Source organism: Pectobacterium sp. S5 (assembly GCF_051707265.1).
GTDB lineage: Bacteria > Pseudomonadota > Gammaproteobacteria > Enterobacterales > Enterobacteriaceae > Pectobacterium > Pectobacterium polare.
Window position 1 is genome coordinate 1,413,220 of record NZ_JAULSZ010000001.1, and the last position, 14,632, is coordinate 1,427,851.

A 14,632-nucleotide genomic window follows, 5' to 3' on the forward strand; every position below is an offset into this window, starting at 1 on the left:
GTGGAGTAGCCCAACGCATGCTGGGCATCTGCACATGGTTATTCCTTTCACTCATTTTCTATAACACTTTCGTAACCTACCTACGCGAGGTGTAAAAAATGACAACGACAACAACCACATCATCTAACCACACCAGAGAGGCGCATCTCGCCTCAGCCATTGCCAAATTCTTCAAGCGTATTATCCCGATGCTGGCCATTATGTTGATAATTAATCAGATAGATAGGTCAAACATTGGGTTTATAAAAGCAGAACTCCAGACCGATGCCGGCATCAGCGCGGCGGCATTTGGCCTTGGTGCAGGGCTTTTCTTTATCGGCTATGCGCTGTTTGAAGTCCCCAGTAACCTGATGATGAAGAAATACGGGGCGCGAGTGTGGCTGACGCGCATCATGATTACCTGGGGAGCCGTCGTGGTCGCGACGGGTTTTGTCACCAGCCCTATCCAGTTTTATGCTCTGCGCTTCTTGCTCGGCGTAGCCGAAGCGGGTTTCTTCCCCGGCGTGCTGTATTACTTCCGGCTCTGGGTGCCTAACGCCTGGCGTGGCCGGGCAACGGCGCTGATCCTCAGTGCCAGCGCGGGGGCGTTTCTCTTCTCCGGCCCAATTACGGGAGCCATCCTGATGATGCATGATTTCCTCGGCATTGCAGGCTGGAAATGGGTGATGTTTTTAGAAGGCGCGGGGTCGATTCTGGTCGGGATTCTGGCGGCCTTTGTGCTGGTATCCAGCCCTGATAAAGCCCGCTGGCTCAGTGCAGAAGAGAAGCAGGCGCTCGGGCAACAGCTACAGCAGGAAGAGATAGAACGCGATGCGCAGCAGGCAAATACCGGAAAACTGCGCTTACTGACGGACCGCAGAACACTGTTCTACTGCGCCATCTTCTTTACCATGACCATGACGGGTTACACGCTGGTGTTCTGGCTCCCGCAGATTATCCAACGCATTCAGGGGTTCAGTAGTTTCGGTATCGGGCTGCTTACCGCGATACCCTGGCTGTGCGCCATTATTGCGATCAATCTGGTTAGCAAATTCAGCGACAAACACCGTCAGCACTTACCCAAAGCGCTGGGCGTCGCCATGCTGATTGCCGCCTGCGGTACGTTTATGGCAACGATCGGATCGCCGTGGTTCGGCTTCTTCGCCATGATCGTTGCCTGCATTGGCTCAAAGGTCAGCGCCACCTTCTTCTGGCCCATGCCGCAGGGCAACCTGCCTGCGTCCATCGTCGCACCGGGGATCGCCCTGATCAACTCGATCGGCAACCTCGGGGGCTTCGTCGCGCCGACCGTCTTTGGCTATCTGGAATTAAAAACCGGCAGCACAACGGGCGGACTCTATTCCCTGACCGCGGTTTCCGTCGTGACCGGTCTGTTCTTATTGCTACGTCACACACCCACCACGCCGCCCAGTTCATTCAAACCTATGGAGCATCGAAATGTCTGACAGCCCTATCATTAAAAAAATGGAGGTCATTCCGGTCGCCGGATATGACAGCATGCTTTTGAATATTGGCGGTGCGCACAACTGCTACTTCACCCGAATTCTGGTGACGCTGACAGACAGCGCAGGCAATACCGGCGTAGGAGAATGCCCCTGCCATTCCAGCACGCTCGCGGTGCTCAACGATTTTATTCCGCAGGTGGAGGGAACAACGCTGCTCAAGCTGAACACTACGTTGAGCACGCTGTTTAAAAGCGATCAGCGCAATCTGAGTAGCGGACAGAGCGACAACACCGCGATTCACATTCCGCAGATGAACCCAGAGAAATTTTATAACGCGGTCGCCGCGACGGAAGCCGCCCTACTGGATCTGACCGGTCAGTTCTTAAATCTTCAGGTCGCAGAATTGCTGGCCAGCGGTAAGCAGCGCGAGTCGATTCCGATTCTCGGATACCTTTTTTACATCGCCGACCGCACGAAAACCGACATGAATTACCTGCCCGGCGAAACCGGAAAACATGACTGGTTTTATCTGCGCCATCAGGCAGCGATGGACGACGCCGGCGTGATCCGTCTGGCGGAGGCCGCCAGCGATCTCTACGGTTTTAACGATTTCAAACTCAAGGGCGGCGTGCATCACGGCGAAAAAGAGGTTGAGACGGTAAAAGCGCTGCTGCGCCACTTCCCCGGTTCGCGGGTGACCGTGGATCCCAACGCCAGTTGGTCTCTGGATGAATCGATACGCTTGGGGCGGGAGCTACAGGGGAAAATACCGTATCTGGAAGACCCGTGCGGCGCAGAGAACGGCTATTCCGGCCGGGAAACCCTCGCCGAATTTCGACGCGCCACCAACATTCCCGTGGCAACCAATATGATCGCTAACGACTGGCGTCAGCTTAATCACGCGCTCCAGTTGAACGCTATCGATATTCCGCTGGCCGACCCGCACTTCTGGACCATGCGCCATGCCAATACCGTGGCGCAGCTGTGCCACGAATGGGGATTGACTACGGGCTGCCATTCCAACAACCATTTCGATATTTCGCTCGCGATGGTCGCGCATCTGGGTGCGGCCGCGCCGGGCGAACGCATCACGCCGTTTGATACCCACTGGATATGGCAGGATGGACAGCAGCTCACGCATGAAGCCCCGCGAATTGAAAAAGGCCATTTGCACTTGCCGGAAGGGCCGGGATTAGGGATTACGCTGAACAGGAAGCGGGTGGAAGAGGCGCATCGGCTTTATCAGTCACTACCGGATAAAAACCGTAACGACGCGCTCGGTATGCAGTTTTTAATCCCTAACTGGTCGTTTAACGCCAAACGACCCTCGCTGGTTCGTTGAAAAAATCCCCCGCCGATGCTGTCGGTGGGGGATGATGTTTTACTTAAGATTTAGACAGCACTATCGATCATCAGAAAGCGTTGTTCGTCAGAAAGCGCTGATCCTCAGAAAGCATAGTTGACGGTCATCGAGACGCTGCGCGGCGCGCCATACACGGCATAAGGTGCAAGGTAGTCGCTGTACTCTTTATCAAACAGGTTGTTGACATTCGCCTGTACCGCCAGCTGTTTGGTCACCTGATAGCGGCCAAACAGATTAACCAGCGCGTAGCTGCCCTGCTCGGCGCGCAGCGTGGTGTTTTGCGGACCAGAGCCTTCCTGCCAGATACCATTTTGCCAATTCACGCCGCCGCCAACGGTCAACTCCGGCAGCGTTGGCAACTGGTAGCGGGTAAACAGCTTGAACGACGTGCGCGGCTGTTCTGGGTTAACCGACTGACCATCTTGGTCGTCAACGACATAGCGAGAACCGCCAAACGTCATTTGCAGGTTATCCGTCACGGCGCCGTTCACTTCAAATTCGATCCCTTTGCTGACGACACCATCAACTGAACGATAGGCAAATTCTCCGCCACCGCCAGGAATCGCGATTCCCGTTGATTGCCCCACGTTATCCTGCTCAATGCGGAAAACGGATACCGACGCCGTCAGGCGACTGTTATACCAGTCTCCTTTAACACCCGTTTCGTAGTTTTTCCCCGTCGTTGGAGACAGATATTTTTTATTAATATCTTTCTGCGTTTGCGGTTGGAAGATATCGGTATAGCTGGCGTACGCTGACCAGGTATCGTCGATGTCATACACCAGACCCACATAAGGCGTGATGCGGTTATTACTGGTATCCCCCGTCGAACCAATGATGCTCCAGTCGGTATAACGCGCACCAGTAATCAGGTGCAGCGGATCGGCCAGAGAGAAACGGGCTGAGGTATAGAGCGATTTTTGGCGCATGGTTGAGTGCTCATAATCCGCCCAAACTCCCCCCACAAAAGTCCCATTAACCCAAGATCCCCATGTCGGATCGGCAGTGTTGCCATTCCAATTGTAGTAATTGCCCATATCTGTCGGGCTGATCGTAGCTTGCGTGTTATAGAACTGACTGCGTTGTCGACTGTAGCTGCCACCTATCACCAACTCATGCTGGCGTCCCAGTAGCTCGAACGGGCCAGAGGCGTAAGTGTCAATCGCATCAACCTTACGTGTTCCCTTATTCCATCCACCATAAGCACCGACATTACCGCCGAACGGATCAACCAGTATTCCGGTATCTTTATCTGGGAACCCATTGGCATACATCAGCTTGGAATCGAAGTTGGTTTCACCATGCGTCCCGTTCATACGCACCTGCCAGCCGTTATCAAAACGCTGAGTCAGATCGGCAAAGACTTTTCTCGATGTTTTATCGGAGTAGCTCCAGTTCGGTGCGGAGTTAGCACTACGGCCGAAATGCGTACGGCTGCCGTCAGTGAACCACGTCGGCAGTCCGCCCCACGTTGGGCTATCGGTATTGGCTTCCTGATAATCATAACCGAGGGAGATCGTCGTCGAATCAGTCACATCAGCATCGATCACGCCGTAGAGGAATTTTTTGCGGTTGTGGTAACGATCGAGCCAGGTGTCGTTATCCTGATAGCCCGCAATGACGCGTCCACGCACATTACCGGACTCCGTCAACGGCGCAGACAGATCGGCCACCATCCGTTGTTTATCCCACGACCCGTAGCTGCCGGATACCGAGCCTTTAAATTCACGGCTGTCCGCATGCTTGCGCACCATGTTTACTGCCGCGGCAGGATTGCCCGTTCCCGTCATCAATCCCGTCGCTCCACGCACCACTTCGATACGATCATAGATTGCTGTATCGGAAGCGGAATCACCGAAATCCCAAATTTCGTCTACGACCGTAGGAATTCCATCGAACAGATAATTATTAATCTGGAAGCCACGCGCAAAATACGTCATACGCTCGGAATCGATGATTTTAGAGGACACACCCGTCGTGTTCGCCATCACCTCGCCAATCGTTTGCAGGCCCTGATCTTCGATACGCTGCTGGCTGATCACGCTCACCGACTGCGGAATATCACGCGGCGTCAGCGTCATCTTCGTTCCAGCGTTAGTGACTTTCACGCTGTAATCCTGCGGGTCACTGGCCTCGGCGTTAGCATTGGCATTGGCGTTCGCGCTGACGACGAGCGTATCACCTGAAGCTGGGTTTTCTTCGGCAACGGCCTGAGCGGGCAGGAAAGAGGCTGAGATCAACAGGGCAAGAAGAGAGACTCCGAATGGTTTTGCTCCGGCCAGCGAAGAATCACAAACGCGCGTTTTTCCGGCGCGAGTAACTCTAAAAGACATGGTATATCCTCGGTTAACTGATGGTGATTTTGGCGAGATGCTGAGGCGTTTCTTGTCAACATTTGCACAGAAAAGTAAATGATAACTATACGCATTATTATTGTCATTTCAATGCAATGATTAATTCACTTAAAATACAAATAGATAGAAAATAATAAATCACCATTCCGTTAACAAGGCATTGTTACAAAAAGAACATACGAGGAATTTATAACAGTCCGCTCAGCCCAAGGACGGCCAGTGGCAGCGCGACGCCTGCTACCAGTGTTTGAACCGCAATGATGCCCGCCATCAACGGTGCATCACCACCCAACTGACGAGCCATGATGTAAGACGACGATGCCGTCGGCAGCGCCTGAAACAGCAGTGCGGCAATCGCAGCCGAGCCAGACAGACCAAAGAGGTGGCAGGCAGCAATCGTCACCAGCGGCATCGCAACGAATTTCGCGCATGATGCCATCACGACAGGCCGCAGCCAGCTACGCGCGGCAGAGAAATCCAGCGCTGCGCCCACGCACAGCAGCCCCAGCGGCAGCGACGCCTGTCCCAATGATTTCATTACTGGTTCAATCCCCGGTGGCAAACCTAATCCGGTAATCTGCAAAGTAATGCCGATCGCACAGGCCACCACCAGCGGGTTCAGCGCCAGCAGCCGCACGATATTCTTGAATGACGGCGTCCCAGCGTTGCCGTAGCGGGCAAAGACCAAGACACAGAGAATATTGACCGTCGGCACAATCGCCGCGTTCGCGACGGCGGCAAGCGCCACGCCGTGTGCGCCAAACAACCCAGCGGCGGCAGACACACCAACGTAGTTATTAAAACGGACACCGCCCTGAAATATCGAGGTAAACGCCGCATTATCAACGGGAAAGAAGCGGCGTACCGCGACCAGACCGACAGCGACGGCCACCGTTGAGCACACCAGCGTCAGGATCATCGCTGTTACCGGCACGCCATCCAGACGCGCTGTCGCCAGCCCGTGCAGAAATAGTGCGGGAAGTAGAATGTAATAACCCAGCCTTTCAGCCTGTGGCCAAAATGCCGCCGTCAGAAAAGCACGCTGACGTAGCCACGATCCCAACACGATCAGTAGCGCGATAGGCAACAGCGCCAGCAGGAGTGAGCCGATCATCGGCTGACACACCACGGCGTAGAAGGTGAAAGCGGTAAGGATTGCGGGTTGGACGCCATGGTTCAGTACCTGAATTGAAGAAACTGGCACTACCATAGCGGGACTTCTGATGAGAAAAAAACGAGATTAACTCGACGTTAGCTCAATTATTTCTCATGAATGGCATCGTCACCAGACTGCGTTCGGATCGCTTCCGCCAGCGCCGCAGCCAAGCGCGCTGCCGGACGATCTTCGCGCTCCAGCAGCACAACGCGCCTATGCTGCTGAGGTTCACCGAAGGGGATACATAGCAGATTATCCAAACGATTCACCTCACGTTCAGACAGCGGAATCACCGCCACGCCAAGCCCGCTGATGACCATCTGCATAATCGCGTCCTGACTGTCCAGTTCCATATCAGTTTGTACCCGCAATCGCTGGCGACGCAGCTCGCGATCGATGGTTCGCCCAGCCCAGGCACGACGATCGAAACGAATGAAAGGATGCTCTTGCAGGAGCTGTCTGGCATCCCGAGACGCCAGCGCCGGTGGCGCAATAATCCAGAATCCTTCCTGATAGAGCGGCGTGCTCACCAGGCCGGTTGGGTAAGGTTTTACCGGCTCGGTGGTCACGGCGGCATCCAGTTCACCGGCATCAATGCGAATTGCCAGTTCTGCCGACATCCCCGAATTCACCAGAACACGCAGGCGTGGATGAGCACGACGCAATGCGGCCAACGCGGCGGGCAAGACGCCAGCCAGCGCAGTCTGGATCGCGCCAATTCGCAGGCGTCCGGCCAACTCCCCGCCCTCGCCTAACTCGGCAGCAATACCGTCATACTGCGCAAGAATATCCCGCGCCTGCTCCACCGCGCGATGTCCGGCTTCCGTGAGTACCGGAATGCGGCGTGAGCGATCGAAAAGCGACACCTTGAAGTCTTCTTCTAAGCTGCGAACATGCAGGCTGACGGCCGATTGCGTCAGGCACACGGCTTCAGCCGCGCGGGCAAACGATCCATACTGAGCAATCGCGACTAACGTGCGTAAGGCTTTTAACGACATGCAACCCACTCTCCGGCCTATGTACTTGATATAGAAAAACATGAATAGCAAAACGTGAATGGCAAAATGGCGCGCTATCGAGCAATCCGTCAAAACAACGTCATGAGAAACCGTAGCCATGCCATGATAGGCAGTAACAATGTCGCCTTTTTACATAGGTTGCAACATACGTAGGCGGAGGGGATGAACGGGAGAAGGATGCCAGCGAAACGGCAATCCATTTCGCTGGCATAAACCGGGCGTGACTCTGCACCTTGATGTGGACACAGAGGAATTAACGATATAAAAATGCTGAAGAGTCAGTGAGTAACGTGTAAATAATGTATTTTTTATTTTTTGATGTAAGACCCAATACCATCCCTTACAGGATTCGGTATTATTTCCCTGGTGCGGCGAATATTTTCTTAATTTTGTGACGCTATCGACATATAATTAGCGAAAAACGTCGTGGCGTAAAATTATAGCACAAGAATAGAAAGTCATAAAAGGCAAAAAACACCCTTGCCTGACAAAAACAGTCATGATAAGCAATCAACCGCAACCCAATAAGTTAGCGGGATAATAATGATCTATAGACTATTAACTAAAACTAAATATTAATATTCATTTAATTAATACACCCTCAAGGAGGGCGGAATGTCACCATCAGCGGAACACATGACTGACTACATTCATAATTTGATTACGATGATCGAGTGCTTAAGTGAGCCGTGGGGGATTAAGGATTTATCATCACGGCATATTTACATGAACAAGGCCGCCTATTTTTATACCAGCACACCGGAAAGATTTGATATAGAGGGGCGCTTTGATGATGAATTCCCTGCCAGTTGGGCGGAACTCTCCGATGATTTAAAAGAGCACGACAGATTGGCGGAGAATAGTGAGAAACGGGTGACGGTGATCGAAACACATTACTGGTATGGCAAAAAAACACTCACACCTTGCGTTAGCGAAAAGATTCCTATTTTTGATAGAAACAAGATCTGTATTGGAACCATGTGGAGTGCCAAACAGTTAGATTCGCGTTCTCCCTTGATCTATATCAATCAGCAAAAACCCACCGTATTACAAACGGAACTCGCTACCGATGTTTTCACACCGGCAGAGCTCGACATTATATTTCTGTTATTGCAGCGTTTTTCAAATAAAGAAATTGCCCGAAAGATGAATGTCTCGCCGAAAACAATAGAGAACAGAGTCTATAACATGTACCAAAAAACCGACACGCACTCTCTACCTCAGTTTGAAGCATTTTGTCGGAATATTGGTGTAGATGGTTATATTCCCCGCTCGCTCATCACGAAAGGCATTCAGTTTATATAAGCACATATATCCCTATGGAAAAAATAGATGACTATCCGGTCAGCCGCGTTCCGTTGAGTGTCCGGCTGCCTTTTTTCAATGTGGCACTAGTGCACATCGGCATGTTAACCGCGCTGGACCAGTTTATGTTAGGCGCGGTACTCGGTCATTCCATGACGCTCAGTCAGGCATTTCTCGCCATCTTTATTGGCAGCGCCATTTTTGGCGTGGTGACCGTGGGGTTGGGCTATGCGGGAATGAAAGAAGGGATGTCGGGCAGCCTGCTCGCACGCTGGTGCGGCTTTGGCCGTATTGGCTCCGTTCTGATTGGGCTGGTGATCGCCGTTAGCCTCATCGGTTGGTTCGGCGTCCAGAATGCCGTATTCGCCAAAGCGCTTAACTTTGCGATGGCGGATAAGCTCGGCTTTGGCTGGTCTGCTGCGCTGTCCGGCATTGCGCTGACGCTGCTGGTTGCCTTTGGTTTCAGGGCGTTACGCTTCACGGCCAAAATTGCTGTGCCGATGTTTGTTATCGTCATCGGCTATATCTCGATTATGACGCTCTCCGGCCACAACATTGCAGAATTGATCGCTTCCGCGCCTAACGGTGAAGCCATTTCCATTAGCGCTGGCGCGACGATGGTCGTGGGTGGCTGTATCGTCGCCAGCTTAATTACTCCAGACATGACGCGCTATTCCCAAAAAGGAAAACACGTATTCTGGATGACGATGCTGTCGATTATCGTCGGGGAATTTATCGTGAATGGCCTCGCCATCATTATTGCCCGTGCGCTCAATACCGCAGACGTTGTGACGATCATGTCCCAGGCAGCTGGCGGTATCGGGTTGATTGCCGTGATATTTTCGACACTGCGTGTAAATGATATCAATCTCTATTCCTCCTCTTTGGGAATCGCCAATGCCATAGAAGGCGTCACGGGGAAGAAATTACGCTATGTCTCCATCACGCTGGTGATTGGGCTCATCGGTACACTGCTTTCAGTTGCCGGTATTCTGGACCGTTTTATTGATTTCCTGACGCTATTGGGCGTGCTGTTCCCACCGATTATCGGCGTGATGCTGGTTGATTATTATATTTTACGCACCCACAAAGCGTTGCTCGACACCAGCCGTGCCGAAGGCCAATTACCCGACAGCGCACAAACGCCGCTGATTGGCTGGTCGGCTATTATTGCCAGCATTGTCGGTGCGATTGTCGGGTTAACCTTTGAGTGGGGCGTGCCGGCATTTAATTCGTTGCTGGCAGCCAGCCTGCTTTATTGGGTAATACAGCATCACATCAATAACCACATTTATTTTAAGAAACTCAAGCATAACCAAAATTTAAAATGAAATAGGTAACAAGATAAAATTAACCTATAATCCAGTCGGCCTCTTCCTACAGAGGCCGATATATTTTTTACTTAAGCAAATTAGCTCCTAAATAATTCGAGTTACATGCAGGCGGCGACGCAGTGAATCCAAGGTGCTTACATCAGTAAGTGACTGGGGTGAACAAGGAGCCAACGTACAGGTAACTTGAAGTATGACGGATATAGGCCATGATGGCCTTGGGATGGAGTCTTATCTATCAACGAGGAATTCCCTCTCGTGAAATAATAAGGCTGATTAGCAATATTCATGCTAGGAAAAGGATTTATGCCAAAAATAAAAACACTTCTCACGCCGCTAAACTGTCTACTCGTTTTAAGTGGCGCATTGATGGTCAATTCGGCAAATGCCGCTGAGGCTTGTGTCGCGGGCAACTGGCAGGTGGATAATTCCATCACCGATATGCCTTCCGTGAAATACCAGACTGAGCACTTTGCCTTCCGCTGGAATAATAACGACGTTAACCGTAATGATGCGGTTGCCGCAGGGCAGAAACTGGAACAAATTTGGGATAAATTTATTAAACAAATTGAGTTCCCCGAGCCTTATTGCAAACAGACCGTGAAATATAAAGCCAATATTCACATCGACCCGACCTTTGGGCTCAGCGGGGGTATTGCGGGCGGTGGCAGCATGGGAATGTGGATCGGCCCTGCATCACTCAAGGATAACTGGGGGCTGGCGCACGAATTTACCCATGCACTGCAAGGGCAAACCGGCGGCTTCCAGAGTTCGGGCGATAACTACGTTGGCTGGATTTGGGAATCCCACGCGAACTGGATGACGCACCAGATGGATGAATTCCGCGGTACGTCGGCACACTGCTCGGAAATGCAGGTCAACTATTCGCATATTTATCTGGGTTCAACGCGTAACCGTTACTGCAACTGGCAGTTTATGGAATATGTGAAGAACCGCTTTGGCTATAGCGCCATCAACGATATGTGGGCAAAAGCGCCGAAATGGGGCGAAAGCGGTCAGTCTACCGCTGATCCACTGTCCATTCTGCGTACCAACATGGGCTGGAGCCAGTCTGAATTCAACGACGTCTTTGGCGACTGGGCGATGCACAACGTCAACTGGGATTACGTCGATCCAGACGGTTTCGATCGTGGTCGTTTTTATCGTTCAACCTATGGCGGCTATGGTGCGGTACAACCCAACCAGAATAACGCCGACCGTCTGCTGAGAACCACAGCGCTTGAGCCGGTTGTCGGTGCCAGCGCCAGCCTCCGTCGCTTCTCCGTACCGTTCGATCAGGCTCCGCAGCAGTTGGGCTACAACATTGTCCGGCTGATCCCGGAAAGTGGCGCGACGAAAATCACCGTCAAATTCCGCGGCATGGTGCAGAGTAAATCGGCCATTACCCGCTTCCCTGGGCTGAAAAACGATCCAGCAACCATGCCACAGCCTAATTCCGACTGGCGCTGGGGTATTGTCGCTGTCGGTTCGGACGGCGTTTCTCGCTACAGTGAATTGCAGCGCGGCGCGTCTGCCACGGTGAAAAACTTCACGATCCGTCAGGACGATCGCGGCATTTACATGGTGGTCATGGGTACACCGTCGCAAATGCAGAAGATCAAGTGGGATCAGGCTTACTATTCCCTTTATCGCTATCCGTGGATGGCTGATTTCACCGGCGTCTGGCCGGAAGGCAGCCAGCCTGGCGCACCGAATCCAACCGCTAACGGTTCTCGTCACGCCAACGGCGGCGGCTGGGTATCCAACGCAGCCAATGTTGCCCCTACCGCATACGTCGGGCCTTATGCTCGCGTCATCGGCGGGACAGTGAGGGATAACGCAAGAATTGAAGATCGTGCAACGATTCTGAGCGGGACCGTGGAAGGACGCGCCGTTGTCAGCGGCCTGACGGTGATGCAGGGCAATACCATCGTGCGCGATAACGCACGCCTGCATACGGTCTTCATGGGTCCGGGTGCCTATGAACGCGGTATCGTGCTGTCAGGCAATGCGCAGATGCGTGGAGATGCGGAAATTCGCGGCACTTCCGCGTCGCAGGGCGTGTTCTATGGCTTTATTGATGAAAATGAAGTCAGAAGCAGCGCAGCCGGTGCTTACCTGACCGAAGCCGTGCCAGAAGTGACGGCCGTTCCGGTCTACAGCACGAAGTAATATCACCACAAAAAAGGGACCGACTCAGAACCACGTTACGCTGGCTCTCAAAATAAGTCGGTTCCATAAAAAAGCAGGCCGCCATATTGGCGGCCTGCTTCATTGCATAGCACAGATTCTTAGAACAGTGCGCCGGGCGGCACGTCTTTATAGGTATTCAGGTAAGCCGCCAGCATTTTTTTAAAGAAGTTACGCACTTTTTTCACCTTGGTTTGACTTAATTCGTATTTTAATCACGCGATGGAATGACTTTTTAGCGATGACTTGTCTTAATGGCAGTGCCCCGCTTTATGGTGATGAATTGTACACTCTTGTTGAGCAAAAGCACATTTTTTGTGACGTAAGTCACACAATAAAATTCACCGCCCCTCTCCTCCAATCCACCCTATACCCACGCTGATTTTCTTTTGTTGCGAATCATTACCATCAGTGACCAATACGCTGCTGGCTATGCTATGCTCATGATGAAAGACGAAATTTTAGTCACTGCCCGTTATTAATTGAGCGCCATTCACTGTCGGTTAGCACACTTTTTCACGCGCAGTCACCACGGTTTCGCCATTGGTTATTCGCTGATGAAGGCCCATTCCTACCCCCATGGAAACCTGGAAACTTAACCTCTTCTCTGCCTGGCTGGGATGTTTTTTCACCGGGCTGGCCATGAGCCAGATATTGCCCTTCTTGCCGCTGTACATTGAGCAGCTTGGCGTTCACTCGCACGAGTCGCTGAGCCTGTGGTCCGGTTTGATCTTCAGTTCATCTTTTCTCATCTCAGCCGCCGTTGCGCCGCTGTGGGGAAGTCTCGCCGACCGCAAAGGGCGAAAGCTCATGCTGCTGCGCGCCGCACTCGGTATGGCAATCGTGATGTCATTGCAAGGGTTGGCAACCAACGTGTGGCAGTTGTTCATCCTGCGTTCGCTCATGGGGCTAACCTCTGGGTACATTCCCAACGCGATGGCGCTGATCGCCTCACAGGTTCCGCGTGAAAAAAGCGGCTGGGCGCTGGGGATGCTATCGACCGGGCAGATCGCTGGCGTCATTCTCGGCCCCTTATTCGGCGGCTTTATGGCCGACTATATCGGACTACGCATCGTCTTTTTCATCACCGGTGGCCTGCTGTTTACCAGCTTCCTGATCACGCTTTTCGCGATTAAAGAGAGCGTGGTTAAGGTCACCAAAGAGAATCGGCTTAGCGGGAAAGCCGTCTTCGCGTCGCTGCCTTATCCGGCGCTCATCATTTGCCTGTTCATTACGACAATGATGATCCAGATGGCGAACGGTTCCATCAGCCCCATCCTGACGCTGTTCATCCGCGATCTGGCTCCCGGCACCGACAATATTGCCTTTATCAGCGGCGTGATTGCGGCTATTCCCGGCGTGTCCGCCCTGCTATCCGCCCCGCGACTTGGCCGCTTAGGTGACCGAATCGGCGCACATCGTGTCCTGATCGCCGCACTGGCGATCAGCGTGCTGCTGTTCCTGGTCATGGCGATGGTACAAAGCCCTACACAGCTCGGCATCCTGCGCTTTCTGCTGGGCTTTGCCGATGGCGCACTGATGCCAACTGTGCAGGCGCTGTTGGTCAAATACAGCAGCCAGCAGGTGACAGGTCGCATCTTCGGCTATAACCAGTCATTCATGTATATGGGCAACGTTTTGGGGCCGCTGGTGGGTTCCGGCGTGTCCGCCCTGATGGGCTTCCGCTGGGTTTTCGTCATCACCGCCGTTCTGGTGCTGTGCAACACGATACAACTCTTTTTCGCCTTCAGGAAACCGCGCGGAAAGGGATAACGATCCGGCCAGCAACTCTGCTGGCCATTCATTTCTCTCGATGAGCCCCCACCCTATATACCTCTCCCTTTCTCAGGGTATTCACTCACTCTTGTTAAAAATGATGTAAAAACATCAAAAAACTTATTTTTTGACAAAAAATTACCATCAAAACGTATCAATATGAAAAATTAATCACATAAATGTAAAAAAAATTAAACAAACCCTACCTATATTGGCTGCTTTGTTTCGGCGCCACGCGAATTGCCCTGTTCAGAAATTCAGATATTCGCGCCTGTAGGGAAGTGAGTAATGAGAAACTGGAACGAACCAAAGAAGCAAAAAGCCCACATCGATTTGGTTCCCATGATCGATGTGATGATGTTCCTGCTGGTCTTTTTTGTGCTGATCAGCATGAACGTCATTCCCGCGCTAGGCCTGAAAACGCAGCTCCCCGCCGCAGGCAGCGCACAACAACTTAAGCCGCAGAAAAAAGCGATCATCACGCTTGGCGCACAGGATCATCTTGAGCTGGACGGACAGCCGATGGCACTGAGCGATCTCGTTACGACGCTGCAACAGCAGCAGCAAGACCAGCAAACCACCATCATTATCAACAGCGATAAAAGCGTCGAGGTTGAGCGTCTGGTAGCCGTCATGGATACCCTGCGTCAGGGTGGGTTCTCGTCCATTTCTATCGCTACCCGGAAATTGTGA

The 14,632-nt window shown here is 52.4% G+C and carries 11 protein-coding genes; 7 read left to right on the plus strand and 4 right to left on the minus strand.

Annotation, left to right across the window (positions count from 1 at the left end; genetic code table 11):
• Positions 1–98: 98 nt before the first annotated feature.
• Together QWJ20_RS06355 and QWJ20_RS06360 are read left to right on the plus strand one after the other, a co-directional pair.
• Complete coding sequence (locus tag QWJ20_RS06355) at positions 99–1,445, plus strand: MFS transporter (RefSeq protein ID WP_433992101.1); 1,347 nt, start codon at positions 99–101, stop codon at positions 1,443–1,445.
• Complete coding sequence (locus QWJ20_RS06360; protein ID WP_433992102.1) at positions 1,438–2,787, plus strand: enolase C-terminal domain-like protein; 1,350 nt, start codon at positions 1,438–1,440, stop codon at positions 2,785–2,787. Before QWJ20_RS06355 ends, QWJ20_RS06360 begins: the two co-directional genes overlap by 8 nt.
• 104 nt (positions 2,788–2,891) lie before the next feature.
• Here the strand turns inward: QWJ20_RS06360 and fhuE are convergent, their stop codons facing one another.
• The 3 genes from fhuE to QWJ20_RS06375 form a co-directional block, all read right to left on the minus strand.
• On the minus strand, positions 2,892–5,141 hold the full coding sequence (gene fhuE, locus QWJ20_RS06365) for a ferric-rhodotorulic acid/ferric-coprogen receptor FhuE (RefSeq protein ID WP_433992103.1): 2,250 nt from the start codon (positions 5,139–5,141) through the stop codon (positions 2,892–2,894).
• A gap of 208 nt (positions 5,142–5,349) precedes the next feature.
• Positions 5,350–6,372: an AEC family transporter gene (locus tag QWJ20_RS06370; protein ID WP_433992104.1), complete on the minus strand. Its 1,023-nt coding sequence runs from the start codon at positions 6,370–6,372 to the stop codon at positions 5,350–5,352.
• A gap of 50 nt (positions 6,373–6,422) precedes the next feature.
• Complete coding sequence (locus tag QWJ20_RS06375) at positions 6,423–7,316, minus strand: LysR family transcriptional regulator (protein ID WP_433992105.1); 894 nt, start codon at positions 7,314–7,316, stop codon at positions 6,423–6,425.
• A gap of 636 nt (positions 7,317–7,952) precedes the next feature.
• Between QWJ20_RS06375 and QWJ20_RS06380 the strand changes: the two genes are divergently transcribed.
• From QWJ20_RS06380 to QWJ20_RS06390, 3 genes are all read left to right on the plus strand, one after another.
• On the plus strand, positions 7,953–8,642 hold the full coding sequence (locus QWJ20_RS06380) for a helix-turn-helix transcriptional regulator (RefSeq protein WP_226300572.1): 690 nt from the start codon (positions 7,953–7,955) through the stop codon (positions 8,640–8,642).
• A gap of 14 nt (positions 8,643–8,656) precedes the next feature.
• Positions 8,657–9,973, plus strand: a complete 1,317-nt coding sequence (locus QWJ20_RS06385) for a purine-cytosine permease family protein (protein ID WP_433992106.1) — start codon at positions 8,657–8,659, stop codon at positions 9,971–9,973.
• A 306-nt stretch (positions 9,974–10,279) separates the two neighbouring features.
• Positions 10,280–12,145 (plus strand): Svx/AvrXca family virulence/avirulence protein, encoded by a 1,866-nt coding sequence (locus tag QWJ20_RS06390; RefSeq protein ID WP_205556518.1) that lies wholly within the window; start codon positions 10,280–10,282, stop codon positions 12,143–12,145.
• 119 nt (positions 12,146–12,264) lie between these two features.
• Here QWJ20_RS06390 and azuC read toward each other — a convergent pair whose 3' ends face one another.
• Positions 12,265–12,351 (minus strand): stress response protein AzuC, encoded by an 87-nt coding sequence (gene azuC / locus QWJ20_RS06395; RefSeq protein WP_085996941.1) that lies wholly within the window; start codon positions 12,349–12,351, stop codon positions 12,265–12,267.
• Positions 12,352–12,742: 391 nt separating this feature from the next.
• On the opposite strand from azuC, the gene QWJ20_RS06400 reads away from it, so the two are divergent.
• Together QWJ20_RS06400 and QWJ20_RS06405 are read left to right on the plus strand one after the other, a co-directional pair.
• On the plus strand, positions 12,743–13,936 hold the full coding sequence (locus QWJ20_RS06400; protein ID WP_095701738.1) for a multidrug efflux MFS transporter: 1,194 nt from the start codon (positions 12,743–12,745) through the stop codon (positions 13,934–13,936).
• Between the two features lie 291 nt (positions 13,937–14,227).
• Positions 14,228–14,632: an ExbD/TolR family protein gene (locus QWJ20_RS06405; protein WP_010301909.1), complete on the plus strand. Its 405-nt coding sequence runs from the start codon at positions 14,228–14,230 to the stop codon at positions 14,630–14,632.